Here is a 24,685-nt window from a genome sequence, read left to right on the forward strand (position 1 = left end):
CTACAGACGGGTTCCACGGAACCCGCCCATGACCGCCTACACCACCACCCAAATCGCCCGCCTGGCCGAGCGCCTGCTCGACCGCAGCCTGCCCAAGGACGAGTGGACCCACGCGGCCCACCTGACGGCGACGCTGCGCCTGGTGCGCACCCGCGACGCGGGCCTGGAGCGCGACCTGCCGGGGATCATCCGCGCCTACAACGAGGCAGCCGGCGGGGTGAACGACGACACCAGCGGCTATCACGAGACCATCACCCAGGCCTATCTGGCCGCCATCCGCGCCTTCGCCGCCGCCCTGCCCGCCGATGCGGACGACGCCGAGGCCGCCGCCCGCCTGCTGGCCACGCCGCTGGGCGACAAGGCCTGGCCGCTGGGCTTCTGGTCGCGCGAGCGCCTGTTCAGCGTCGCCGCCCGCCGCGGCTGGGTCGAGCCGGACCTGGCGCCCCTCGACCACGTCCCGCCGGAACGGGTGCGGTGACCTTCATCGTCGTTCTGGCCCTGCTGGCGGCCAACCTCTTCTGCTTCATGCTGTTCGCCCACGACAAGGCCGCCGCCGTCGAGGGCGACCGCCGCGTGCCCGAGCGGGTGCTGCTGCTGTCGGCCTGCCTGGGCGCGGCGCCCGGCGCGCTGCTGGCCCAGCGCTGGCTGCGCCACAAGACCCGCAAGCAGCCGTTCGGCGCCTGGCTGGCCCTGATCGTCTTCGCCCAGGCCTGTATCGTCGCCGGCCTCGTCGCCCTCGCCTTCCAGCGCGGCTGAGCCGTCCGACAGCGATTTTCGGCGCCATCGTCGGCCCGCATCGCCTATCAAAACGCCCATGAGCGCGCTGACCACCGACCATTTTCTGACCCTGCTGCGCGGCAAGATGCCGATCCGGCCCGCCGACGCGCTGAAAGGCGGCGGCGGCGCCCTGCTGGGTCTGCTGTTCGCCGGAGTGCTGGGACGCTTCGCCGTCGGCGGCGGCGACTGGCTGCATCCGCTGCTGGTGGCGCCGATCGGGGCCTCGGCCGTGCTGGTCTTCGCCGTGCCCGCCAGCCCGCTGGCCCAGCCGCGCGGCGTGATCGGCGGCAACGTCGTCTCGGCGCTGATCGGCGTCACCGTGGCCCTGCTGCTGCCGACCCAGCCGCTGCTCGCCGCGCCCCTGGCCGTGGGCCTGGCCATAGCCGCCATGGTGCTGCTGGGCTGCCTCCACCCGCCCGGCGGCGCGGTGGCCCTGATCACCGTCATCGGCGGACCGGCCGTGACCAAGGCCGGCTATCTCTTCGCGCTCAATCCGGTGGCGGTGGACTCGATCCTGCTGGTCCTGGCCGGCATGGCCTACAACCGCGCGGTCGGCCGCTCCTATCCGCACAAGGCCCCGGCTCCGCCGCCCAGCCCGCACGGCACGGCCGACGCCCCGCCCGCCTCGCGCATCGGCTACAGCACCGGCGACCTCGACAAGGCCCTGGCCCGTTACGGCGAACTGCTCGACGTCAGCCGCGAAGACCTCGACGCCCTGTTCCGCGAGGTCGAGATCGAGGCCCACCAGCGCCTGCACTCGCAGATCCGCTGCGGCGACGTGATGTCCCGCGACGTCATCCGGCTGGACCGCGCCCAGTCGGCCGAAAGCGCACTGGCCTTCCTGCAGAGACACGACCTGCGCGTCGCCCCGGTCGTGGACGAAGAGGGCCGCGTCATCGGCATGGCCCGCCGCGCCGAACTCCAGGCCAACCGCCGCCGCACCGTCGAGGCCGCCCTCGACCCCTTCGTTCACCGCGTGCGCGAAGGCACCCCGATCGCCGCCCTGCTGCCGATCCTCTCCAGCGGCCAGACCCACGAGGCCATGGTCGTCGACCGCGACCGCAAGCTGGTCGGCGTAATCACCCAGACGGATTTGATCGCCGTGCTCTACAGGGCGCACATCGTCGAGAGCGTGATCTAGCCCGCTCCCCCTATCCGCCCGTCATTCCCGCCCTTGTGGCGGGAAACCCTGGTTCAGCTGTCACGTGAAATGCCGGCGGCGTGCTCAGCACGCCGCCCCCTCCGCCCTTGCGGCTGACAGAGGGGTTCCCGCCACAAGGGCGGGAATGACGGGAGAAAGGGAAAGGCGAAGGCTCGAAGCCTAAGCCGCCACTCTCCGCCGCCCCGCCGTTCGTCCCAGCCGGAACCGCCCCACCAGGGCCTCCAGCCGTGCGCCCTGCCCCGCCAGGGCCTGATCGGCGGCGCGGGTCTGGTCGACCATGGCCAGGTTCTCCTGGGTGAAGCGCTCCATCTCGGCGACCTCGGCGTTGACCGCCGACAGGCCTTGGGCCTGCTCGCGCACCGACGAGGCGATGCGGGTGGCGGCCGCGTCGATGCCGGCCATGCGTCCGGCCACGCCGTGCAGGGCCGAGCCGGTGCGCTGCACCAGGCCGACGCCCGCCTCGACCCGCACGGCCGAGGCGCCGATCAGGGTCTTGATCTCCTTGGCCGAGCCGGCCGAGCGCTGGGCCAGGGCCCGCACCTCCTGGGCCACCACCGCGAAGCCGCGACCGGCCTCGCCGGCCCGGGCGGCCTCGACCCCGGCGTTCAGGGCCAGGAGGTTGGTCTGGAAGGCGATCTCGTCGATCAGGCCGACGATGTCGCCGATCTGGCGGGCCGAGGCGTCGATCTCGCCCATGGTGGCGGCGGCCTGGGTGACCACCGTCCCGCCCTGGTCGGCCTCGGCGCGGGCGGCGGCGACCAGGCGGCGGGTCTCGTCGGCCCCGCCGGCCGCCTCGCCCACGGCCTGGGTGATCTCGTTCAGCGAGCCCGCGGCCCGCTCGATGCCGGCGGCCTGGCGCTCGGTGCGGCCGGCCAGTTCGCCCGAGGCGCGGCTGAGCGCGGTCGTGGCCTCGCCGATGGCGGCGCTGGCCTCGGCGATCTCGCCGATCGCCTGCTCCAGGCTCTCGACGGCGGTGTTGAAGTCGCGGCGCAGCGGCTCATAGACCTCGGCGAAGGGACCGGAAATGCGACGACCGAGGTCGCCCTCGGCCACGGCGGCCAGGGCCTCGCCCACCTGGCGGACCACGTCGGTCTGCTCGTCGATCGACAGGGTCAGGGCCGCGGCCCGGTCGCGGTCGGCGTCGGCGGCACGGCGCAGGCCTTCCTGCTCCTCGCGCATGGCCTGGGCGCGGGCTAGCTCCTGCCGCAGCGTGTCGAGCGCCCGGGCGATGGCCCCGATCTCGTCGGCGCGGGCGGCCTCGGCCACCGGCTGGTCGTAGCGGTGCTCGGCCAGCACGCCCACGGCGCCGCGCAGGGCCAGCAGCGGCTGGGCGATCAGTCGGCGCGAGGCCAGTGCCAGCACGCCCAGCGCGCAGGCCAGCAGCAACAGGCCGCCGATCGCCAGGCCCATGGCCAGCTTGCGGGCCGGCGCCAGCAGGGCGTCCTCGGTGACGTCCACTACCATGGCCCAGGTCGCGCCCGAAGCCAGCCGCACCGGCGCCACCAGCCGCTCGGCCCGCTGGCCCTTGATCTTCACGCCCTCGATCACCGTCGGTCCGCCGCCGGCGATCACCGCCTTGATCGTGTCGAGGCCGGGGTCGGCGTAGGGCTTCATCCGCAGGTCCGCCTCGGGGTGCGACACCCAAAGGCCGCCCGGCGAGACCAGCATGGCCCGGCCGTCGTCGAACGGCTTCAGGGCGGTCAGGCGATTTGCGATATCGTCCAGGGCCAGGTCCGCGCCCATGACGCCCACGGTCCTGCCGTCGACGATCACCGGATAGGTGACCGAGGTCATCAGCAGCATCCTGGTTTCGCCGCCGTCGGTGATGTTGTCGCGATAGGGCTCCAGGATCGCCGGCCGGCCGCTGGCGGCGCTGGTCGTGTAGAAGTCCTCGCCGAACTCGGCGTCCTCGCCCTGCTCCAGGCTCAGGCTGTCGCCGCTCTTCACCCAGTAGCCGATGAAGCGGCCCTGCGGGGTCGAGCCCAGGTCGGCGCGGCCGGCGAAGGCGGCGTCGTCGCCCAGGGCGCCGGGGGCGAACATCAGCCAGGCGCCCAGTTCGGTGCGCGAGGCGCTGGCGATCGGCTTCAGCTGGGCCAGATAGACCGCGCGGTCGCGTTGGCCGGCCTGGTAGCTGGCCGCGAACAGGCCCGCCGAAGAGCGCACGACGGCGTCGGCGTCGTCGAGGTCGTTCTTGATCTCCTGGGCGGTCTGGGCGGTGACGCTGGCGGCGTAGCGCTGGGCCAGGCTTTTCACCGCCTTGCCGCTCTGCCACGAGATCAGCAGGGAGCCGGCGATCAGCAGCACGCCCAGGGCGGCGCCGCCGGCGGCCATCAGCTTGCCGGCCAGAGACAGCCGGCCGAACGTCCTACGCATACTCATCAGGTCCCCCGACTCGACTTGAGGGCGAACAAGACGCGGTAAACCTTGCCGAACGCTGAATGGCCAGCCATCGTCCCGACCCTTAAGCAGAAGGCAGGGAAAGCCCGCATGGTCGTCGTCCACCACCTGAACAACTCGCGCAGCCAGCGCATCCTCTGGCTGCTGGAGGAGCTGGGCGTCCCCTACGAGGTCAAGCGTTACGAGCGGAACCTGCAGACCATGCTGGCGCCGCCCGAGCTGCGGGCCATCCACCCGCTGGGCAAGTCGCCGGTGATCACCGACGGCGACAAGACCATCGCCGAAACCGGCGCGATCATCGAATATATCCTCGACACCTATGGGAACGGCCGGCTGATCCCGGCCGCCGGAACGCCCGAGCGCCTCCGCTATACCTACTGGCTGCACTATGCCGAGGGCTCGGCCATGACGCCGCTGCTGCTGAAGCTGGTGTTCAGCGCCCTGCCCGCCCGCTCGCCGGGCCTGCTCAAGCCCCTGGTGAAAGCCATCGCCGGCAAGGCCCAGAGCGGCTTCGTCGATCCGCAGCTGAAGGCCCACATCGACTACTGGGACGCCGAACTGGCCAAGTCCGCATGGCTCGCCGGCTCGGACTTCACCGCCGCCGACGTGATGATGAGCTTCCCGCTGGAGGCCGCCGCCTCGCGCGCCGGGGCCAATTCACGCCCGCGGGTGAAGGCCTTCCTCGAGCGCATCCACGCCCGCCCGGCCTATCGCACAGCCCTCGAGCGCGGCGGCGAGTACGCCTACGCCGACTGAACAAAGGAAACACAACTCACGGTCAAGCTCATCGCCTGCGACATGGCGACGCTCGACCGTGATCTTAAGATTATGATCACCACGAAGGCGCAAAAGATCGCCCCCTGACGTGCGCGATTCAGGCGCGCCTTGCCCCGGAGATCGAGGTTGTCCCTGCAGCGTGTTCGAACCTGGCGTGATCTGCTTCACGCCCTGGGTCGAACACTGGCCGCAACCTGCGCGATTGTTCTGACGCTTCTGGCGGTGACGTTGTCCAGCGCCTCGCCCCGCGATCCGGGCCGCGTCGCCGCCGTCTTCCCGCCGTGGTGGTCGGCCGCCCACGCCGCCGGCGCGGCGACCACGGCCGGCGATATCGCCGGCGCCGGGTCCGTGCCCTTCATTCTGATCCTGCGCGGCGATCCCGCCACCCTGGGTCAGCGCCTGCGCGCCGCCGGCGCGCTGGTCCTTCTCGATCCCGAGGCCGCCGGCGTCTGCGCCGCCAAGTCCGTTCTGGAGCCCCGCCCATGAGCTCGAAGACCTCGAACCTCGACGTCCAGCGCCGCCTCGGCGGTCGCCTGATCCTGACCCTGACCGCGGTGATGGCCCCGATCGTCATCGGCGCCCGCTTCCTGGTCGGCGAGCACGTGCTCGGCATCGCCATCGCGGCGGTGATGACCGCCGCCCTGGCGGCCGGCGCCGTCCTGCAGCGCGGCGGAACCCAGACGGGACGCATCCTGTCGGGCGTGGCGCTGATGGCTCAGGTCTCGCTGCTGGTCGCCGCCCTCGACGGCCACGCCTGGCAGATCGACATGCACATGGCCTATTTCGCGGCCCTGGCGCTGCTGGTCGTCTATTGCGACTGGACCGTCATCGCCGCCGCGGCCGCCACCGTCGCCGTCCACCACCTTTCTCTCAGCTACCTGCTCCCCGCCGCCGTCTTCCCCGGTTCGGCCAGCCTTGGCCGCGTGCTGGTCCACGCCGTGATCCTGATCGTCGAGGCCGGCGCGCTGATCATGGCCACCCAAGGCCTGCACCGCGTCATCGGCCTGGCCGAGCGCGCCCGCGCCAAGGCCGAGGAGGCCATGCAGGAGGCCCGCGACGCCGACGCCGCCGCCGACCATGCCCGCCGCTCGGAAGAGGAAGGCCGCGCCGCCCACGCCGCCGTCCAGGCCGCCGCCGAGCGCCAGCGCGCCGACATGGTCGACGCCCTGGCCCGGAGCCTGTCGCGCCTGGCCAAGGGCGACCTGTCGGTCCGCCTGGTCGAGCAGTTCTCCGAGTCCTACGAGCAGCTGCGCGCCGACTTCAACCAGGCGGCCGTCAAGCTGGCCGACGCCCTGGCCGTCATCGACGAGCGCGCCGGCGGCGTGCGCCGAGGCTCCGACCAGATCGCCGACGCCGCCTCGAACCTGTCGCGCCGCACCGAGCAGCAGGCCGCCAACCTGGCCGAGACCGCCAGCGCCATGGACGAGATCACCGCCACCGTCGGGCAGACGGCCGACGGCGCCCGCAAGGCCGCCGCCGTCGTGGCCCGGGCCCGCGACGACGCCCGCCGCTCGGGCGAGGTGGTCGGCGAGGCCGTCGACGCCATGGGCGCGATCGAGACCTCGGCCACCCAGATCTCGCGGATCATCGGCGTCATCGACGAGATCGCCTTCCAGACCAACCTTCTGGCGCTCAACGCCGGCGTCGAAGCCGCCCGCGCGGGCGAGGCCGGCAAGGGCTTCGCGGTGGTCGCTTCAGAAGTGCGGGGCCTGGCCCAGCGCTCAGCGGAAGCGGCAAAGGAGATCAAACAGCTGATCACCACCTCGACCCGCCAGGTCGGCGAAGGGGTGGAACTGGTCGGCCGCACGGGCGAGGCGCTGGAGCGCATCGTCTCGCAGATCGCCGAGATCGACGGCCTGGTTTCCGAGATCGCCGCCAGCGCCCAGCACCAGGCCCAGGGCCTGACCCAGGTCAACACCGCGGTGAACCAGATGGACCAGGTGCTGCAGCAGAACGCGGGCCTGGTGGAGGAGACCGCCGCGGCCACCCACGCCCTCAACGACGACGCCGGCGAGCTGGCCCGCCTGGTCGGCCAGTTCCAGCTGCCCGGCGATCGCCGCCTGGGCTCGCGGCCCGGCGCGCTGAAGCGGGCCTGACGGGGGTCTGAAGCGGAAGAAGCACCGCCAGCTTGGCCGCGCGCGTCGCCCGACGCGTGAGGCTTGCTTATCCAGAATGCGGTGCCTATCCTCTCAGCCCCCGGTCGCGTGCGCCAGCGACTGGGAGTCTTCCTCCCCTTACGGCGAACCGAGCTAAAATCCGCAATGGAAAAAGTGCCGATGACCGTCTTGGGTTATCAAACCCTCGACGAAGAACTGAAGCGTTTGAAGACGATTGAACGGCCCGCCGTGATCGCCGCGATCGCCGAGGCGCGCTCGCATGGCGACCTCTCGGAAAATGCCGAGTACCACGCCGCCAAGGAACGCCAGGGCTGGATCGAAGGCCAGATCGCCGAGATCGAGGACAAGATCGCCCGCGCCCAGGTCATCGACGTCTCGAAGCTGTCCGGCGCTCAGGTGAAGTTCGGCGCCACGGTCAGCGTGGTCGACGAGGACACCGAAGAAGAAGCCCGCTACCAGATCGTGGGCGACCACGAAGCCGACGTGAAGTCGGGCCGCATCTCGCTGAGCTCGCCGCTGTCGCGCGCCATGATCGGCAAGGAAGTGGGCGAAGTCGTCGAGGTCAACACCCCCGGCGGCGTGAAGGCCTACGAGATCCTCAAGGTCGAGTGGGTCTAGGGCTTAGCCCTAACCCCGCCATGAAGTTCGGCCAATCGCCGTGGATCCGCCCTTTCGAAGGCGGGTCCGCGGCGTTCGCCGTTTGAGGGCTGGACTGATGAGCGCGAGCGAAAAGCCTCGTCCCGAACCGCTGACCATCTGGGCCGTCTCCGACGGTCGCGCCGGCATCGAGGCCCAGGCCGTGGGCCTGGCCGAGGCGATCGCGCGCCGGCGTCCGGCCAGGATCGTGATCAAGCGCGTGTCCTGGAAGGGCCGCACCGGCCGCCTGCCCTGGTGGCTGGCCTGGCTGCCCAGGCGCTGGCTGACGCCCGAAAGCGAGATCACCGCGCCGTGGCCCGACCTGTGGGTCGCCGCCGGCCGCGCCACCCTGCCCCTGTCGATCCGCCTCAAGAAATGGTCGGCCGGCAAGACCTATGTCGTGCAGATCCAAGACCCGCGCGTCCCGGCCCAGATGTTCGACCTGGTGATCCCGCCCAAGCACGACCGGCTGACCGGCGACAACGTGATCCCGATCACCGGCTCGCCGCACCGCGTCAGCCAGGAGCGCCTGGACGCCGAGTACGAGAAGTTCAAGGACGCCATCGAGGCCCTGCCCCGCCCGCGCGTGGCGGTGCTGCTGGGCGGCAAGTCCAAGGCCTTCGACCTGTCGGTCGAGCGCGCCGCCCAGATGGCCCACGAGATCCAGCTGCCGCTGGAGCAGGAAGGCGGCAGCCTGCTGCTGACCTTCTCGCGCCGCACGCCCGAGCCGGCCCGCGCCCTGCTGGCCGCCCGCCTGCGCGACCTGCCCGGGATCATCTGGGACGGCGACGGCCCCAACCCCTATTTCGCCTTCCTGGCGGCGGCCGACTACATCCTCGTCACCGAGGACTCGACCAACATGGCCACCGAGGCGGCCTCGACCGGCAAGCCGGTGTTCATCCTCAAGATGGAAGGCCAGAGCCTGAAGTTCCGCCTCTTCCACGAGGAACTGGAACGCCAGGGCGCGGCCCGCCCCTATGGCGGCGCCTTCCACGGCTGGACCTACGACCCGGTCGACGAGACCGGCCGCGCGGCCGCCGAAGTGCTGGCGCGGATGGACGCGGCGCGAGCGAAGGACTGAATTGCAATCTTGAATTGTTCACCCTATGTTCTCACCGTGAGAGCCAGGGGTTCAAAGACCGGAGATCAGCAAGGCGGGGCGCAACGAGCGTCGCAAGGCGGTCGCGACTACCCTCAATGCGATTTCGGTCGCACTGCTGGTCACTGCGGTTCTGCAACCCCTATCGGCTCGCCACTTTGACTTGGGCGTTGTCCTGCTCTCGGCAACCGCGTTTCTTGTCTAACAAGGCGTCCTGCACTACGTTTTGGGTCGCGTGGAGGATTGAGCATGAACCCATTCATTCAATCGACGCTGATCGCGTTCTCCTTCGTACCGCTGACCCTCCTGGCCGCGTGGCTGGTAAGCCGGTTCGACCGTCGCTGACGGCGCTTAGCGGTCGTCCTGCACGAAGACGTAGCGGCTGAAGGCCTCGAGGATCGCCTCGGGATCGGCGTCCAGGCCGTCCAGCGCGATCATTGGCTCGGTGATGAGCGTCGGCTGTCCCGTCGGCCGCAGCGAGATCCGCAGCCGCGTGTGATCCACATACCTGCCGCGATAGGCCTCCAGGCGCACGGCGGCGACGCGGCCCCACGGCAGATATCCGCCTCGCGCCACCCACAGCCCCCGCCAGCGCACCCCGCCCTAGGACAGGGCCAGGGCGCTGGAAGCCTTGTCGGTCATGCGGCGGCCGGCCTCAGCCGACCATGTCCCAGGCCAGCGGCTCGCCGCGCGTCAGGGCGCGGGCGGCGGGGCGGCCCAGCACCTTGTCGAGGTCGGCCGGCGGCAGGCCGACGCCCGGACGCACCGAGCGGACGTTGTCGCGGCTCAGGATCGCGCCGGCCGGCACGTCGGCGGTGACGTAGAGCGAGCGGCGGTACTGCAGGTTGGCCTGCTCGGAACCCAGCACGTCGTAGTGCGCGCGGCCCAGCGCCGCCCAGGCGTTCTTGGTGTCGTTCACGAGCGCCCGGAACTCGGTCGGCTCAAGGCTGAAGGCCGAGTCAGGCCCGCCGTCGGCGCGGGCCAGGGTGAAGTGCTTCTCGATGGCGGCAGCGCCCACCGACACCGCCGCCACCGAGGCGGCCGTGCCCGGCGTGTGGTCCGACAGGCCGATCGGGCAGCCGAAGCGTGCGGCCATGTCGGCCACGGTCCGGACGTTGGCGTCGGCGAAGGTCGCCGGATAGCTGGAGACGCAGTGCAGCAGCAGCACCCCGGCCGCCCCGGCCTCAAGGGCGGTGTTCCGGGCGGTCTCGATCTCGGTCAGGTTGGCCATGCCGGTCGAGATGATCAGCGGCTTGCCCTTGGCCGCCGCATAGCGGATCAGCGGCAGGTCGACGGCCTCGAACGAGGCGATCTTGTAGGCGGGGGCGTCGAGCCCTGCCAGCAGGTCGACCGCCGTCTCGTCGAAGGGACTGGAGAAGATCGTCACGCCGCGCTTCCTGGCGCGCTCGAAGATCGCCGCGTGCCATTCGAACGGCGTCTGGGCCTCCTGGTAGAGCTCATAGAGGCTGCGACCATCCCACAGGCCGCCGTTGATCTTGAACTCGGGCCGGTCGACGTCGAGCGTGATGGTGTCGGCGGTGTAGGTCTGGATCTTGATCGCGTCGCAGCCGGTGTCGGCGGCCTCGTCGACCATCGAAAGGCAGCGGTCGAGGCTGCCGTTGTGGTTCCCCGACAACTCGCAGATCACATAGGGCGGATAGTCGGCGCCGATCCTGCGGCCGGCGATCTCGATTTCGGGCGAAGCGGTCATGGGCGAACTCACGCGTGTCCCCGCCATATTAACCCTGAAATCGTGGACGAGGCGTCAATCGCCGCCACCGCCCCCGCCGTCACCACCGCCGCAGCTTCCCCCGTCCGACGAGCCGCTGTCGGATGAGGATCCGCAGTCCGACGCGTTCGACGAAGAATCCGACGTCGAGGAACCGCTGTCGAAATACGTCGAAGACGACGCATCGCCCCCGTCGCCGCCCTTGCCGGGCTTCCCGCCGGCCGGCTTTGCCGCCTCCAGCGCCGTGCCCAGGCCCGCCCCGATGGCGACGCCGATCGCGATGCCCATGGCGATGTTGTTGGTCGCCACGCCAAGCGCGACCCCGATCGCCGTCCCGGCCCCGATGCCGATCGTCAATCCGCCCTTCATGGCTCCCCCTTCAATTCTCAGCGACCGATCTCGATGACGGCCGCATCTCCCGCCAGAGCCTGCCGAAGCTCACTCAAGGCGCCTTCCATTCGCGCCAGGACAAACTCCCGGCTCATATTTCCGAACCGAACCCACAACACCTTGGCGCGCGGCGTTCTGTGTCGAGACCATTCGACGAAGTCGCGGTCCTTGGTGACGATCACGTAGCCCTCGTTCAAGGCGAGGTCCCAGATTTCGCCGTCGGACGCCGACAGCAGTCCAAGTTCGGCCAAATGATCCGCCGATAGGCCTTGGCTGCGCAGCCACTCGGCCAAGGCATGTGGAAGCTGGGCGTCGACCAGAAGCTTCAAGCGGCGACGACGGCGGTGTCGGCGACCGCGGCGGCGGCGTAGGCCAGCGCCGCGCGTATGTCGTCCGGTTCCAGATATGGGTACTCTTGGAGCACCTCGGCGGAGGTCATGCCGGCCGCAAGCATCTCCAGCACGTCCTGCACGCGCATCCGCAGACCGCGGATGCAGGGACGGCCTCCGGCCTTGCCGGGTTCGATCGTAATGCGTTCCAGCAGCGGGTTCATGGCGTCAATGTAGCGCACGAGCGGAATCGCGCCTAGATATCCGCCATGTCCACCACCGCTCCCCGCCACACGCGCTGCCTGATCATCGGTTCGGGCCCCGCCGGCTACACCGCCGCCATCTACGCCGCCCGCGCGCTGCTCAAGCCCGTGCTCATCGCCGGCATCCAGCCGGGCGGCCAGCTGACCATCACGACCGACGTCGAGAACTATCCGGGCTTCGCCGACGTCATCCAGGGTCCCTGGCTGATGGACCAGATGCGCGCCCAGGCCGAGCACGTGGGCACCGAGCTGGTCAACGACATCGTGCTGTCGGTCGACCTTTCCAAGCGACCGTTCACCGTGAAGACCGACAGCGGCCAGGACTGGATCGCCGAGACGATCATCATCGCCACCGGCGCCCAGGCCAAGTGGCTGGGCCTGGAGAGCGAGAGCAAGTTCCAGGGCTTCGGCGTCAGCGCCTGCGCCACCTGCGACGGCTTCTTCTATCGCAACAAGGAAGTCGTGGTGGTCGGCGGCGGCAACACGGCCGTCGAAGAGGCCCTGTTCCTCACCAGCTTCGCCAGCAAGGTCACGCTGGTGCACCGCAAGGACGAGCTGCGGGCCGAGAAGATCCTGCAGGAGCGCCTGCTGGCCCACCCGAAGATCGAGGTGGTCTGGGACAGCGCCATCGACGAGGTCCTGGGCGACAGCGATCCGGCCGGCGTCACCGGCGTGCGTCTGAAGAACGTCAAGACCGGCGCGACCACCGAGCTGAAGACCGACGGCGTGTTCATCGCCATCGGCCACGCCCCGTCGTCGGAGCTGTTCAAGGGCCAGCTGGAAACCGGCCCTGGCGGCTATCTGAAGGTCAAGCCGGGCACGGCCTCTACCGCCATCGAAGGCGTCTACGCCGCCGGCGACGTCACCGACGACGTCTACCGCCAAGCCGTCACGGCCGCGGGCATGGGCTGCATGGCCGCCCTGGAAGCCGTCCGCTTCCTGGCCGAGGAAGACCACAGACAAGCCCACCACCCGATCAGCCACAAAGAGGCCAACGAGATCGGGGCCTGGTAGGTCTTCGGACATTCGAGAAACGAGGGGCGGCCGCCGGTCGCCCCTTTTTCTTTGCCCTTCTCCCCTTGCGGGAAAAGGTGGCGGCGAAGCCGTCGGATGAGGGGTCTCTCAAATGTGAGACGCTTCACCCGGCCTGACCGCTCTATGCAGCTTTGAGGTCTGAGAGACCCCTCACCCGGCCTCCCACCGGGAGGCCACCCTCTCCCGCAAGGGGAGAGGGATCCTAATTCCCCAGCGGATCCAGCAGGCTCGGCGCTCTCGGCTTCGGCTTGGGCGGCGGGGGCGGCGGAGCGGTCACCACCGGCGCAGGCGCGGGCTTGGCGGCGGCCTGGGCCTGGACCTCGGGCATGGCCTCCAGGGCCTTGTTGATCCGGGCGATCTCCTCGGGGGTGGCGATGCGACGGCCGGCCACCGTGCCCTCGACCTTCAACCGCTCGCCGCCCGGCGCGGCGACGTCGGGGATGACTACGATGCGGGCGTCCTTCAGGGCCGCGGCCGGCGCGGGGCCGCCCAGGGTCTGGGAAAGCGTCTCAGACAGGGTCTGGGCCAGCACCTCGGGCGGCGCGGCCTCCAGGGTGCGGGGATCGGCGCCCATCAGGGTGTCGGCCGATATCTTGGTCTCGCCGCCGGCGTAGCGCCCCTTGAACGCCGCCAGCGTCCCCGCCGGACCGGTCCAGCGATAGAAGATGTGCGTGCCCACCTGGCGCAGCTTGACCAGGGTCGGCGCCCAGTACGGGGAGACGTAGTCGGCGTGGTAGTGGGTGGCCACGCCCACGTCCTTCATCACGAAGCCCGACAGCGCCCGCCGCGCCACGGCCTGGGCCTGTTTCCAAAGAGCCGGCGAGACCGCCCGCTCCAGCGAGCCGTCGCAGGTGAAGCTGAACTGGCAGCCGGTGCTGCGCAGCGAGCCCTCGTAGATCACCCCGCAGATCGACTTGGGATAGCCGGGATGGCGCAGCCGGTTGAGCACGGTCTGCGCCACGGCGGCCTGGCCGTCCGCCGGCTCGAAACCGGCCTCGAAATAGACCGCCTGGGCCAGGCAGTGCAGCGCCATGGCCCGCTCCTCGCCCGAGGCCCTCAGCACGAAGGGCCGGGCCGCCTCGATCGGCAGGGGCGCGGGCAGGCGGTAGGCGTTGATGAGGCGGGCGTCCTCGAAGTCGGGAACCGTGTCGCCGAGGGTCGGGATGGTGGCGATCTCGATCACCTCCCAGCCCCTGACCCGGCCCCAATAGTCCTTGCGCGGCCGAGGATCGTGCCGGCGGGCCAGGGCCAGCATGGCCGGGTCCATGTCGGCGACGTAGCGGGCGAGCCCCACGTCCGACAGCGTTCCGGCCTGGCTCGCCAGCCCCGCGGCGCGCCCGTGCTGGCGCGGCAGGTGATAGGCCGTCGCGCACGCAGAAAGGCCGCCGACGGCGATCAGCGCCGCGGCGGCCTTCAGGTCCCGTTGTCGTCGGATGGACGGCACGCGGGTGCGTTCGGACTACTTGCTCAGGGTCGAGCGCAGCATCCAGGCGTGCTTTTCGTGGGCCGCCAGGCGCTGGGTGTAGAGGTCGGCGGTGGCTTCGTCGCCGGCGTCCTCGGCCGCCGGGAAGGCCGCGCGCAGGGTGGCGATCACCGTCTCGTTGTCGGCCAGGAGTTCCTTGATCATGGCCTCCCAGTCCTGCTCGCCGTCGCCGTCCTTGATGCTGGAGAGGTTGCCGAAGGCGCCGTAGCCTTGCGGGGCCAGTTCGCCCAGGGCGCGAATGCGCTCGGCGATCAGGTCCAGAGCGGCCCACTCTTCGTTGTATTGGCCTTCCAGCAGGATGTGCAGGGACTGGAAGTAGGGACCGCGAACATTCCAGTGATAGCCGTGCGTCTTGAGGTAGAGCGCATAGCTGTCAGCCAGGACCTTGTTCAGTCCCTGCGCGATGTCCGCGCGTTGCTTGGCCGAAATGCCGATGTTCGGAGCGGTCGCCATTCATGATCTCCCGTGTTGCGTGTCCTAGGTAAGCGTGTCCATGCTCATGGCAAGCCCGCTTCTGAGCGCGGAGCAAGAATGAACAAGAATGATCAGCTCCCCCCGGCGTCGAAGCCACACCGTTCGACATCCGCCCTGCTAAGCGCCTGGCTGATACCCGAGGTTCCCCCGCCGTTCTGGCGCGCGGCGACGGCCGCCGTCGTGGCGACGCTGACGGCCCTGGGCATGCGTTTCGCCTTGCTCGGCCCGGACCAGGCGATCGGCGCCACCCAGGCCTTCTTCCCCGCCATGGTGCTGGTCACGCTGTACGCCGGCTGGCGCTGGGGCGTCGCCCCGCTCGTCTGCGGCGGGCTGCTGGGCTGGTGGCTGTGGGCCGGCCGCTACGGCGAGGCCCTGAGCGAGGCGGAATCGGCCTCGCTGGTGCTCTACCTGATCTCGGCGACGGCCACGACGGCCGTGGCCCACGGCCTGCGCGAAGCGGTGGCGCACCTGGGCGAGGCCCGGCGGCGGCAGGTCGAGGCCGAGGCCCGGCTCGACGTCACCCAGGCCGCCGCCGGGGTCGGCCCCTGGGAATGGGACGTCGCCAGCGGCGCCCTGCATCTCTCCTCCGCCGCGCGCCGCAACCTGCGCCTGCCGCTTGAAGGCCCATTGAGCTTCGACGACGTCGCCGGCGCCGTGCATCCCGACGACCGCACCAAGGTGCGCGAGCAGATCCGCCAGGCCATCAAGAGCGGACCGATCTACGAGGTCGAATACCGGCTGACCGACAGCCAGGAAGGCGAGCGCTGGATTCACGGACGCGGCCAGATCGAGCGGGATTCCGCCGGCCGGGCCGTGCGCGTTCTGGGCGTCAATTTCGACGTCACCAAGCGCCGCCAGGCCGAGGAAGGCCTGCGCGAGAGCGAGGCGCGCTTCCGGGCGCTGGCCGACAGCGCCCCGGCCCTGATGTGGATCACCGGCCAGGGCGGCGCCCGCGACTTCGTCAACGCGGCCTATGTGGACTTCGCCGGCGCCGACTATCGCGCCGCCCTCACCCTCGACTGGCGCACCCGCATCCATCCCGAGGACCTGCCGTCGATCCTGAAATCCCAGCTGGCCGGCGAGACCTCGCGCAAGCCCTTCAGCCTGGAGGCCCGCTACCGCCGGCCCGACGGCGAATGGCGCTGGCTGAAGTCGTTTTCGCAGCCCCGCTATGGCCCCGGCGGAACCTTCGCCGGCTTCATCGGCATCGCCTTCGACGTCAGCGAGGCCAAGGAGGCTGAAGCCCAGCTGACCGGCATGAACGAGCTGCTGGCCGACAAGGTCGACACCGCCCTGGCCGAGCGCGACCTGGCCCAGGCCGCCCTCAGCCAGTCGCAGAAGCTGGAGGCCATCGGCCAGCTGACCGGCGGCGTGGCCCACGACTTCAACAACCTGCTGACCGTGGTGATCGGCGCGCTGGACGTGGTGCAGCGGCATCCTGACGACGCCCGCCGGCGCGACAAGATGGTGGATGCGGCCCTGTCGGCCGCCCGCCGCGGCGAGAAGCTGACCCAGCACCTCTTGGCCTTCGCTCGCCGCCAGCCGCTCAATCCGCAGATCTGCCGCGTCGACCGGGTGATCGCCGAGAGCGAGGCCCTGCTGCGGCGGGCCGTCGGCGAGGTGCTGCCGCTGAAGCTCAGCCTCGGCTCGGGCACCCGCACCGCCCTGATCGACTCCGGCCAGTTCGAGGCCGCCCTGCTCAACCTGGTGGTCAACGCCCGCGACGCCAGCCCGCCCGGCGGGACCATCGTCGTGGAGTCCGGTCCCGAGACCCTGGCCAAGACCCGCGGCGAGCTGAAACCGGGCGCCTATCTGCGCGTCTCGGTGCGCGACGAGGGCGCCGGCATGGACGCCGACACCATCGCCCGCGCCTTCGAGCCGTTCTTCACCACCAAGGCCTCGGGCAAGGGCACGGGCCTTGGCCTGTCGCAGGTCTACGGCTTCGTGCGCCAGAGCGGCGGCGAGGTCGAGATCGCCTCCAAGCCCGGCAAGGGCACGACGGTGTCGATGCTGATGCCGGCCAGCCACGAGGGCGCGATCCTGCAGGACGCCCCGGTCGCCGCCCCCGCCCCTCGCCCCGGTGTCGAGGTGCTGCTGGCCGAGGACGACTCCGAGGTCGGCGACCTGGTCGAGGCCATGCTGACGGAGCTGGGCCACCACGTGCGCCGGGCCGGCGACGCCGACGAGGCGTTGAGCGTCGCCCGCGCCCATCCCGAGCTTGGCCTGCTGGTCACCGACGTGATGATGCCGGGCGACAAGAGCGGCGTGGACCTGGCTTCCATCCTCTCGGCCGAACGTCCCGACCTGCCGATCCTGCTGAGTTCCGGCTATACCGGCCAGGAGCTGGCCCAGGCCCGCGCCACGCCCTGGCCCCTGCTGCGCAAGCCCTACGCCCTCGACGCCCTGATCCGGGCCATCGACCAGGCGTTCGAGGCCCGCCGCATGCACTGAGCCCCCGGCGCCTATCCGCCGCTTAATCGTACGGCCGCGTACGATTTTTCGTCCGCATGCTTTGCATCTTCGGAACGAGCGGCTATATGTGGATAGCCCCTTATGCTCAGTTTCAGCATAAGTCGCGACGCCGGACGGAGCCGCAACTCGGTCTCGGCGTTTTTTGAGGCCCAGGAAATGCTCACTTTGAGCATAAGAGAGGACGACATGGCCGACGGTTTCGCGCCCCTCGCCTTCACCGCCGACATCGAGGCGGAGACCGCCGCCGTCTGGGACAAGGTCAAGCACCATGTCACACCGATGGAATGGCGCCTGCACGCGCCGCTGATCGTCGAGATCAACCGGCTCAAGCGCGAGAAGAACGCCGCCATCCTGGCCCACAACTACATGACGCCGGACATCTTCCACGGCGTGGGCGACTTCGTCGGCGACAGCCTGGCGCTGGCCAAGGAGGCCGCCAAGAGCGACGCCCAGATCATCGTCCAGGCCGGCGTGCACTTCATGGCCGAGACCAGCAAGGTCCTGAGCCCCGAGAAGAAGATCCTGATCCCCGACCTGCTGGCCGGCTGCAGCCTCGCCTCGTCGATCACGGGCGCCGACGTGCGGCTGATCAAGGAGCGCCATCCGGGCGTGCCGGTGGTCACTTACGTCAACACCACCGCCGACGTGAAGGCCGAGACCGACATCTGCTGCACCAGCGCCAACGCCGTGCAGGTGGTCGAGTGGGCCGCCAAGGAATGGGGGACCGACAAGGTCATCCTGATCCCCGACGAGTTCCTGGCCCGCAACGTCGCCCGCCAGACGGACGTCAAGATCATCGCCTGGGCGGGCCACTGCGAGGTGCACAAGCGCTTCACCACGCAAGACATCGCCGACATGCGCGCCGCCTGGCCCGGCGCCGAGGTGCTGGCCCACCCCGAATGCCCGGCCGAGATCCTCGAGGCCTCGGACTTCGCCGGCTCGACAGCCGCGATGAACGACTATGTCGCGGCCCGCAAGCCCGCCCAGGTGGTGCTGATCACCGAATGCTCGATGGCCAGCAACGTCCAGGCCGAAAGCCCCGGCACCCAGTTCATCGGTCCCTGCAACATGTGCCCGCACATGAAGCGGATCACCCTGCAGAACATCTACGACGCCCTGGTGCACGAGCAGTACGAGGTGACGGTCGACGCCGACATCCTCGACCGCGCCCGCCAGGCCGTGCAGCGGATGATCGACCTGCCCCCGCCCGCCGCCCCGGCCCGCTACGACCTCGTCAAGGCGCGCCACCACGTGGACGTGGAGCTGATCTAAAAGCCCCCTTTCCCCTCGATGGGGGAAGGGTTGGGGATGACGTTGGCGCGGCCTTTCCGCTGCAACGTCCTCCCCGCGTCTTTCTCGGATGGCCGAACCGCCGTGTTCACCCCCATCCCCGGCCCTTCCCCCATCGAGGGGGAAGGGAGTGGAGTATGAGATGGTCGACCGCATCACCTTCGACGGCCCCGTGATCCTCGGGGCGGGTCTCGCCGGCCTCAGCGCGGCGCTCGCGGCGAAGACGGCGCTGGTGCTGTCGCCGACGCCGCTGGCGACCGGCTGCTCCAGCGCCTGGGCGCAAGGCGGCCTGGCCGCCGCCCTGGCCGGCGACGACACCCCGTCGCTGCACGCGGCCGACACCATCGCCGCCGGCGCCGGCCTCTGCGACGGCGACGCCGTGGCGCTGCTGACCCGCGAAGGCCCCGCCGCCGTCCGCGCCCTGGCCGCCCTCGGCGCCCCCTTCGACCGCAAGGCCGACGGCGACTTCGTGCTGAGCCTGGAAGCCGCCCACTCCAAGGCCCGCGTCGCCCGCGTCGGCGGCGACGGGGCCGGGGCTGCGATCATGGCCGCCGTCATCGCCACGGTGCGCGCGACGCCGACCATCGAGATCCGCGAGAACGCCCGCGCCCGCAGGCTTCTTCAGGATGCGACGGGTCGCATCGTCGGGCTGATCGCGGAGATCGACGGCGAGCTCGTGGAAGTCCGCGCCAAGGCCGTGATCCTGGCCACCGGCGGCGTCGGCGGGCTCTACGCCGTCACCACGACGCCGACCCAGGTGCGCGGCGAGGGCCTGGGCCTGGCCGCCCTGGCCGGCGCCGAGATCGCCGACCCCGAGTTCGTGCAGTTCCACCCCACGGCCATCGACATCGGCAGGGATCCCGCGCCCCTCGCCACCGAGGCCCTGCGCGGCGAAGGCTCGATCCTCAGGAACACCGATGGCCGCGCCTTCATGGCCGACTATCACCCGGCCAAGGAGCTGGCGCCGCGCGACGTGGTGGCCCGCGCCATCCACGCCGAGCGCGCCGCCGGCCGCGGCGCCTTCCTCGACGCCACGACGGCGGTCGGCGCCCACTTCCCGCACGAGTTCCCGGCCGTGTTCGAGGCCTGCCAGAGCGCCGGGATCGACCCGCGCCGCGAGATGATCCCGGTCGTCCCGGCCGTGCACTATCACATGGGCGGGGTGGCCACGGATCTGGACGGCCGCGCCAGTCTGCCAGGCCTCTACGCCGCCGGCGAATGCGCCTCCACCGGCGTGCAGGGCGCCAACCGCCTGGCCTCCAACAGCCTGCTGGAAGCAGCCGTGTTCGGCGCCCGCGCCGGCCGCGCGGCCGCGGCCGCAGGTGAAGTCGGCGGCGAGCCCGTGCCGCTCCCGCCCCTGCCCGACCTGCCGGACGACGCCTTCCAGGCCCTGCGCCGCGCCATGAGCCGCGACGCCGGCGTCATCCGCGACGCCGAGGGCCTGGCCCGCCTGCAAGCCGAGGTCGCCGCCCTGGAGGCCGCCCACGGCCCCTGCCCGCCCCTGGTCGCCGCCCGCCTGATCGTCGACGCCGCCCTGGCCCGCCAGGAAAGCCGGGGCGGTCACTACCGCTCGGACTTCCCCGAAAAGGCCGATCCGGTCCGCACTTTCGTAACCCTCGACCCCGTCCAGGCCGGTTTGCGCCACGCCGCGGAATAATGGTACGGAAGGAGAACGGAGACGCGACCATGAGCACGCCGTTCGGTCCATCTGACAGCGCATTCGACTATTCAAGCGAAGGCCTCGCCGAGCAGGGCGTGACCGAGTTCCTGCTGACCGTCGACGACCTGGAGACCATGGTCAGGGCCGGCGTCTTCGATCGCGACGATGCGACCCGCGTGGAACTCGAAGACGGAAGGCTGGTGCGGATGTCGCCGGAATCGATGCCCCACGCCCGGACCGCCGCCCGTTTGTGCCTGGCGCTCAATATGGCCCTCGCCCGGCTCGACCTGACCGACCGCTACGAAGTGCTCAACGGCGGTACCGTCCGCGTTTCCGACCTCTCCGCCTTCACCCCGGACGGCGCGGTCATCGCCCGCGACGCCGAAGGCTTCTTCATGCGCTCCGATCAGGCCTTCCTGGTCATCGAAGCCTCGTTCTCGACCCTCGCGCGCGACCTCGGCCTGAAGAGCCGCGCCTACGCCGCCGCCGGGATCGCCGAATACTGGGTAATCGACGTCAAGCGCGCCAAGCTGCATGTCTTCCGCCGCCCGTTCGAAGGCGACTGGACCGAGCGCCTGCTCCTCACCGCCGACGACAGCGTCTCACCGCTGTTCGCCCCCGACGCCGACATTGCCCTGAAGAGCGTATTTTGACCGTCCTGCCCCGCATCGAGCCGCTGCCCGACCTTCTCGTCCGCCCCATCGTCGATCTGTCCCTGGCCGAGGATCTGGGCCGGGCCGGCGACATCACGGGTTTGGCCTGCATCGACGCCGACGCCCGGCTATCGGTGGTCTTCGCCAGCCGCCAGGATGGCCGGGTCTCGGGCCTGGCCTGCGCGCGCCTGGCCCTGGCCGCCCTCGATCCGACCGCGACCTTCGAGGTCATCATGCCCGACGGCGCCGACGCCGCGCCGGGAACGGTTCTGGCCCGCGCAGAAGGGAACGCCCGGGCCGTGCTGGCCGCCGAGCGCACGGGCCTCAACCTGCTGGGCCGTCTCTCCGGTATCGCCACCCTGACCCGGGCCTATGTGCGCCTCGTCGAGGGAACGCTTGCGACCATCGTCGACACCCGCAAGACCACGCCGGGCCTGCGCGCCCTGGAGAAGTACGCCGTGCGCTGCGGCGGCGGGGTCAATCACCGCTTCGGCCTCGACGACGCCATCCTGATCAAGGACAACCACGTCGCCGCCTGCGGCGGGGTCGGCGAAGCCGTCCGCCGCGCCCGCGCCTTCGCCGGTCACCTGGTGAAAGTGGAGGTCGAGGTCGATGGCCTCGACCAGCTGGAAGACGCTCTGCGGCACGGCCCCGACGTGGTCATGCTCGACAACTTCAGCCTCGACGATCTGAAGACCGCCGTGTCGCTGGCCAAGGGCCGCGCGGTGCTCGAGGCCTCGGGCGGCGTCAACCTGACCACCGTGCGCGCCATCGCCGAGACGGGCGTTGACGTGATCAGCGTCGGCGCCCTGACCCACTCCGCGCCGGTGCTCGACATCGGGCTGGACGCGGCCTGAGGCCGCTCCCTCTTCTAAACTCCCGTCATTCCCGCCCTTGTGGCGGGAAACCCTCTATCAGCCGCAAGGGCTGAGGAGGCGGCGTGCCGAGCACGCCGCTGGCGCTTCTCGTGCAAGCGGAACCAGGGGTTCCCGCCACAAGGGCGGGAATGACGGGAGAATGGGGGGAGCGCTCCTAGCGTCCCCTGCCCCGCACCCAAGGCATGATCCGGTCCTGCACGGGCTGGTCGATATAGGTGTGGAACACCCAGGCAGCCCCGATGGCCAGCGGGAAGCCGGCGATCCACATCAGCCATTGCCAGCCGATGCCGATCGGCACGCTGTCGATCAGCTTGTGCACGGCGCTCCAGTAGATCACGCCGACCAGGATGTGGGTGATGAACAGGGCGAAGGAGAGCTTGGCGCCCTCCTCGATCCAGGCCTGGGGATGCTTCACCGGCAGGCGGCCGGCGCCGAGGATGATGGCGGCCAGGCACACCAGGCTGGGCAGGTCGAAGCGGCCGATCAGTTGCAGGATCACCAGGCCCGCGCAGCCCAGGGTCAGCAGGATCTTGGCGGCCTTTTCCGACGGCCAGTTCAGTTCGACCGCCCGCGCCAGGCACAGGCCCAGCAGGAACAGCGGCAAGGCCCGCAGCACGCCGATCCGCAGCGGCAGGTCCGACAGGCCGATCGAGACTTCCGAGAAGCCGAAGCCATTGGTCTGGCGCGAGGCGACGTCGAAGGCGACGACCACGACGGCGGCCGCCGCGATCGGCAGCCACGGCCGCCGGGTCAGGTTGGCGGCGCGCCAGAACCACGGGAACAGGGCGTAGCAGACGATCAGCGCCGACAGCGACCAGCTGGGCAGGTTCCAGCCGTCGCTGTTGAAGCCCCAGGCGTGCATCAGCATGGCCTGCAGCGGCAGCTGGTCCCAGGCGAAGCGCGAGGGCTTGTGGGCGTCGGTGCCGATGACGTTGAGGGCGAAGACCAGGCCCGCCATGGCCGCCAGCACCATCAGGTGCCCCGGCCACACCCGCGCCGCGCGGCGCAGCCAGAACTGGAAGTGGGTGATGCGGCCCGAGATCGCCGACGGCCCGTAGGCGCGGCCCAGCACGTAGCCCGACAGCATCAGGAAGAAGTCCGTGGCCAGGTAGCCGCGCGCGAACACCGGGTGGAAGCGCTCGATGCGCAGCGGGCTCTCGGCGCCGAAGTGGTAGACCACGATCAGCAGGGCGGCGACCAGGCGCAGAAGGTCCAGCGCGCCGCCGCGGGTGGCCGGACGGGGGGCGTGGACGACGGGTGACGCGACTGGTGGCGCCACGGGGGCGACTCTGGGGGCGGCGCCGGCCGGGGGGACCGACTCCGAGGATGACGACGGACTGCTCACGCCCGTGGCCTTAACAAAGCCGAGCCCCGGGGGGAAGCGGCGGAAGGTCGCGCTGGGCCATGCTTGACCACCGACGCGCGAGCCCCATCTGTAACCGCACAAGTATCTAATTGGACTTCGCCGCCATGACCCGCATGCCCGCCCTCTTCATCGGCCACGGCTCGCCGATGAACGCCATCGAGGACAACGCCTGGAGCCGCGCCTGGGCGCAGCTCGGCCGCGACCTCCCCCGCCCCAAGGCGGTGCTGATGGTCAGCGCCCACTGGGAGACCATGGGCGGTACGGCGCTGAGCGCTTCGGAGCGTCCGGAAACCATCCACGACTTCGGCGGCTTCCCCCAGGCGCTGTTCGACGTGCAGTACCGCGCGCCGGGTGATCCGGCCCTGGCCGCCCGCGCCGCCGAACTCCTCTCGCCGCAGCGCACTGTCCAGCACCCGACCCGCGGCCTCGACCACGGCGCCTGGAGCGTGCTGCGTCCGATGTATCCGCACGCCGACGTGCCGGTGGTGCAGCTCAGCCTCGACCGCGGCCAGGGCGCCGCCTGGCACTACGAGGCCGGTCGCCGGCTGGCGGCCCTGCGCGACGAGGGCGTGCTGATCATCGGCAGCGGCGACATCGTCCACAATCTGCGGGCCGTGAACTTCCGCACCGGCGAGACACCCGACTGGGCGCCGCGCTTCAACGAGACGGCCAAGTCCCTGATCGCCTCGGGCGACCACCAGCCGCTGATCGACTGGGAAAACCTCGGCGACGACGCGGCCCTGTCGATCAACAGCGCCGAGCACTACCTGCCCCTGCTCTACGTGCTGGGCGCACAGCAGAAGGACGAGCCGGTGTCGTTCTTCGCCGACGACGTCTTCGCGGCGATCTCGATGACGGGCGTGCAGGTGGGGTGAGGCCTGCGTGATCCTCGCCCTTCGACAAGCTCAGGGTGAGGATCATGGCAAAGGTCGTGCAATAGAAACCTCATCCTGAGCTTGTCGAAGGACGAGGTTTCGGCCCCTCAGGCCGTCTCCAGCGCCCCCTTCAGCTTCGCCGCCGCGGCCACGGCCGCCGCCACCCGCTCGTCCATGCCGTTGTCGTAGATCCGCCGCACCCTCGCCAGCACCTCCGGCGGGGCCAGTTCCGGCCGGCCCGACTGGAACGGCGGATCGGGAGCGTATTCCACCGCCAGCTGGATGGCCTGGGCCACGCCCGGGCCGGCGATCTCGGCGACCAGGGTCAGGGCGAAGTCGACGCCGGCCGTCACCCCGCCGCCGGTGACGAAGCGGCCGTCGCGGGCCACGCGGCTCTCGTCGGGGATCGCGCCGAACAAGGCCAGTTGGTCGCGCCAGGCCCAGTGGCAGGCGGCCCGCTTGCCCTCCAGCAGCCCCGCCGCCGCCAGCACCAGCGAGCCGGTGCAGACGCTGGTGACGTAGCGCGCGCTCCAGGCCAGCCGCTTGATCTGCTCGAGGAACGCCGCGTCGCCCATGGCCTGGGTCACGCCGAAACCGCCGGGAATGCAGAGGATGTCGCACGCCTCGATCTGGTCGAGCCGCGCCAGATGGGCGAAGATCAGGCCGTCGGCCTCGATCTCGCCGCCCTCCAGGCTGGCGACGGTGATCGCCGCGCCCGGCAACCGCGCCAGGATCTGGTGCGGACCGGTGAAGTCGAGATGGGTCACGCCCGGAAACAGGGCGAAGACGATGCGGATCTGGTCGGTCATGGAGAGCCCTCCTC

At 70.5% G+C, this 24,685-nt stretch carries 25 protein-coding genes; 15 read left to right on the forward strand and 10 right to left on the reverse strand.

What is annotated here, in order from left to right; genetic code table 11:
• Positions 1–28 precede the first annotated feature (28 nt).
• The 3 genes from AC07N1_RS12995 to AC07N1_RS13005 are packed head-to-tail and all read left to right on the forward strand — an operon-like array spanning position 29 to position 1,918.
• Positions 29–478, forward strand: a complete 450-nt coding sequence (locus AC07N1_RS12995; protein WP_494672203.1) for a hypothetical protein — start codon at positions 29–31, stop codon at positions 476–478.
• Entirely contained in the window at positions 475–756 is a 282-nt protein-coding gene (locus AC07N1_RS13000; protein WP_233245151.1) for a DUF1294 domain-containing protein, read from the forward strand. The genes AC07N1_RS12995 and AC07N1_RS13000 overlap by 4 nt, the downstream gene beginning before the upstream one ends.
• A gap of 58 nt (positions 757–814) precedes the next feature.
• The gene (locus AC07N1_RS13005) at positions 815–1,918 is read left to right on the forward strand and encodes an HPP family protein (RefSeq protein ID WP_494672204.1); all 1,104 of its coding nucleotides are present in this window, start codon (positions 815–817) and stop codon (positions 1,916–1,918) included.
• Between the two features lie 180 nt (positions 1,919–2,098).
• Here AC07N1_RS13005 and AC07N1_RS13010 read toward each other — a convergent pair whose 3' ends face one another.
• Positions 2,099–4,312, reverse strand: a complete 2,214-nt coding sequence (locus AC07N1_RS13010) for a methyl-accepting chemotaxis protein (protein ID WP_494672205.1) — start codon at positions 4,310–4,312, stop codon at positions 2,099–2,101.
• Positions 4,313–4,426: 114 nt separating this feature from the next.
• On the opposite strand from AC07N1_RS13010, the gene AC07N1_RS13015 reads away from it, so the two are divergent.
• The 5 genes from AC07N1_RS13015 (at position 4,427) to AC07N1_RS13035 (ending at position 8,947) form a co-directional block, all read left to right on the forward strand.
• Entirely contained in the window at positions 4,427–5,092 is a 666-nt protein-coding gene (locus tag AC07N1_RS13015; RefSeq protein WP_494672206.1) for a glutathione S-transferase, read from the forward strand.
• A 249-nt stretch (positions 5,093–5,341) separates the two neighbouring features.
• Complete coding sequence (locus AC07N1_RS13020; protein ID WP_494672207.1) at positions 5,342–5,599, forward strand: hypothetical protein; 258 nt, start codon at positions 5,342–5,344, stop codon at positions 5,597–5,599.
• Positions 5,596–7,209, forward strand: coding sequence for a methyl-accepting chemotaxis protein (locus AC07N1_RS13025; RefSeq protein WP_494672208.1), 1,614 nt, complete (start codon positions 5,596–5,598; stop codon positions 7,207–7,209). Before AC07N1_RS13020 ends, AC07N1_RS13025 begins: the two co-directional genes overlap by 4 nt.
• A 165-nt stretch (positions 7,210–7,374) precedes the next feature.
• Positions 7,375–7,848, forward strand: a complete 474-nt coding sequence (greA, locus tag AC07N1_RS13030; RefSeq protein ID WP_110121313.1) for a transcription elongation factor GreA — start codon at positions 7,375–7,377, stop codon at positions 7,846–7,848.
• Between the two features lie 97 nt (positions 7,849–7,945).
• Positions 7,946–8,947 (forward strand): mitochondrial fission ELM1 family protein, encoded by a 1,002-nt coding sequence (locus AC07N1_RS13035; RefSeq protein WP_494672209.1) that lies wholly within the window; start codon positions 7,946–7,948, stop codon positions 8,945–8,947.
• 369 nt (positions 8,948–9,316) lie between these two features.
• On the opposite strand, the gene AC07N1_RS13040 is transcribed toward AC07N1_RS13035, so the two are convergent.
• The 5 genes from AC07N1_RS13040 to AC07N1_RS13060 all read right to left on the reverse strand — a co-directional run bounded on the left by AC07N1_RS13040 (position 9,317) and on the right by AC07N1_RS13060 (position 11,655).
• Complete coding sequence (locus tag AC07N1_RS13040) at positions 9,317–9,541, reverse strand: hypothetical protein (RefSeq protein ID WP_494672210.1); 225 nt, start codon at positions 9,539–9,541, stop codon at positions 9,317–9,319.
• A 79-nt stretch (positions 9,542–9,620) separates the two neighbouring features.
• Positions 9,621–10,676 (reverse strand): pseudaminic acid synthase, encoded by a 1,056-nt coding sequence (gene pseI / locus AC07N1_RS13045; RefSeq protein WP_494672211.1) that lies wholly within the window; start codon positions 10,674–10,676, stop codon positions 9,621–9,623.
• 54 nt (positions 10,677–10,730) lie between these two features.
• Entirely contained in the window at positions 10,731–11,063 is a 333-nt protein-coding gene (locus AC07N1_RS13050; protein WP_494672212.1) for a glycine zipper domain-containing protein, read from the reverse strand.
• Between the two features lie 17 nt (positions 11,064–11,080).
• Positions 11,081–11,413: a DUF5615 family PIN-like protein gene (locus tag AC07N1_RS13055; RefSeq protein ID WP_494672213.1), complete on the reverse strand. Its 333-nt coding sequence runs from the start codon at positions 11,411–11,413 to the stop codon at positions 11,081–11,083.
• Positions 11,410–11,655, reverse strand: coding sequence for a DUF433 domain-containing protein (locus AC07N1_RS13060; RefSeq protein ID WP_494672214.1), 246 nt, complete (start codon positions 11,653–11,655; stop codon positions 11,410–11,412). The genes AC07N1_RS13055 and AC07N1_RS13060 overlap by 4 nt, the downstream gene beginning before the upstream one ends.
• Before the next feature lie 27 nt (positions 11,656–11,682).
• On the opposite strand from AC07N1_RS13060, the gene trxB reads away from it, so the two are divergent.
• Positions 11,683–12,690 carry a thioredoxin-disulfide reductase gene (gene trxB, locus AC07N1_RS13065; protein WP_494672215.1) on the forward strand — a complete coding sequence of 336 codons (1,008 nt, stop codon included), beginning with the start codon at positions 11,683–11,685 and terminating at the stop codon, positions 12,688–12,690.
• A 223-nt stretch (positions 12,691–12,913) separates the two neighbouring features.
• On the opposite strand, the gene AC07N1_RS13070 is transcribed toward trxB, so the two are convergent.
• Together AC07N1_RS13070 and AC07N1_RS13075 are read right to left on the reverse strand one after the other, a co-directional pair.
• A complete protein-coding gene (locus AC07N1_RS13070; RefSeq protein WP_494672216.1) occupies positions 12,914–14,155 on the reverse strand; it encodes a cell wall hydrolase in 1,242 nt (413 codons plus the stop codon).
• A 15-nt stretch (positions 14,156–14,170) separates the two neighbouring features.
• Positions 14,171–14,647 carry a Dps family protein gene (locus AC07N1_RS13075; RefSeq protein ID WP_494672217.1) on the reverse strand — a complete coding sequence of 159 codons (477 nt, stop codon included), beginning with the start codon at positions 14,645–14,647 and terminating at the stop codon, positions 14,171–14,173.
• A 78-nt stretch (positions 14,648–14,725) separates the two neighbouring features.
• Between AC07N1_RS13075 and AC07N1_RS13080 the strand changes: the two genes are divergently transcribed.
• From AC07N1_RS13080 to nadC, 5 genes are all read left to right on the forward strand, one after another.
• Positions 14,726–17,119: a hybrid sensor histidine kinase/response regulator gene (locus tag AC07N1_RS13080; RefSeq protein WP_494672218.1), complete on the forward strand. Its 2,394-nt coding sequence runs from the start codon at positions 14,726–14,728 to the stop codon at positions 17,117–17,119.
• 207 nt (positions 17,120–17,326) lie between these two features.
• Positions 17,327–18,412, forward strand: a complete 1,086-nt coding sequence (gene nadA, locus AC07N1_RS13085; protein WP_494672219.1) for a quinolinate synthase NadA — start codon at positions 17,327–17,329, stop codon at positions 18,410–18,412.
• Positions 18,413–18,572: 160 nt separating this feature from the next.
• Entirely contained in the window at positions 18,573–20,087 is a 1,515-nt protein-coding gene (locus AC07N1_RS13090; protein WP_494672220.1) for an L-aspartate oxidase, read from the forward strand.
• A gap of 29 nt (positions 20,088–20,116) precedes the next feature.
• Entirely contained in the window at positions 20,117–20,743 is a 627-nt protein-coding gene (locus tag AC07N1_RS13095; protein WP_494672221.1) for a Uma2 family endonuclease, read from the forward strand.
• 14 nt (positions 20,744–20,757) lie between these two features.
• Positions 20,758–21,600, forward strand: a complete 843-nt coding sequence (nadC, locus tag AC07N1_RS13100; RefSeq protein WP_494672249.1) for a carboxylating nicotinate-nucleotide diphosphorylase — start codon at positions 20,758–20,760, stop codon at positions 21,598–21,600.
• A gap of 175 nt (positions 21,601–21,775) precedes the next feature.
• On the opposite strand, the gene AC07N1_RS13105 is transcribed toward nadC, so the two are convergent.
• Complete coding sequence (locus AC07N1_RS13105) at positions 21,776–22,900, reverse strand: acyltransferase family protein (protein WP_494672222.1); 1,125 nt, start codon at positions 22,898–22,900, stop codon at positions 21,776–21,778.
• A 191-nt stretch (positions 22,901–23,091) separates the two neighbouring features.
• On the opposite strand from AC07N1_RS13105, the gene ygiD reads away from it, so the two are divergent.
• Positions 23,092–23,862, forward strand: coding sequence for a 4,5-DOPA-extradiol-dioxygenase (gene ygiD / locus AC07N1_RS13110; protein WP_494672223.1), 771 nt, complete (start codon positions 23,092–23,094; stop codon positions 23,860–23,862).
• 107 nt (positions 23,863–23,969) lie between these two features.
• On the opposite strand, the gene AC07N1_RS13115 is transcribed toward ygiD, so the two are convergent.
• Positions 23,970–24,671, reverse strand: a complete 702-nt coding sequence (locus AC07N1_RS13115; protein ID WP_494672224.1) for a DJ-1/PfpI family protein — start codon at positions 24,669–24,671, stop codon at positions 23,970–23,972.
• Positions 24,672–24,685: the final 14 nt, after the last annotated feature.

The sequence above is a fragment of the Caulobacter sp. GW821-FHT09B11 genome, assembly GCF_059418205.1.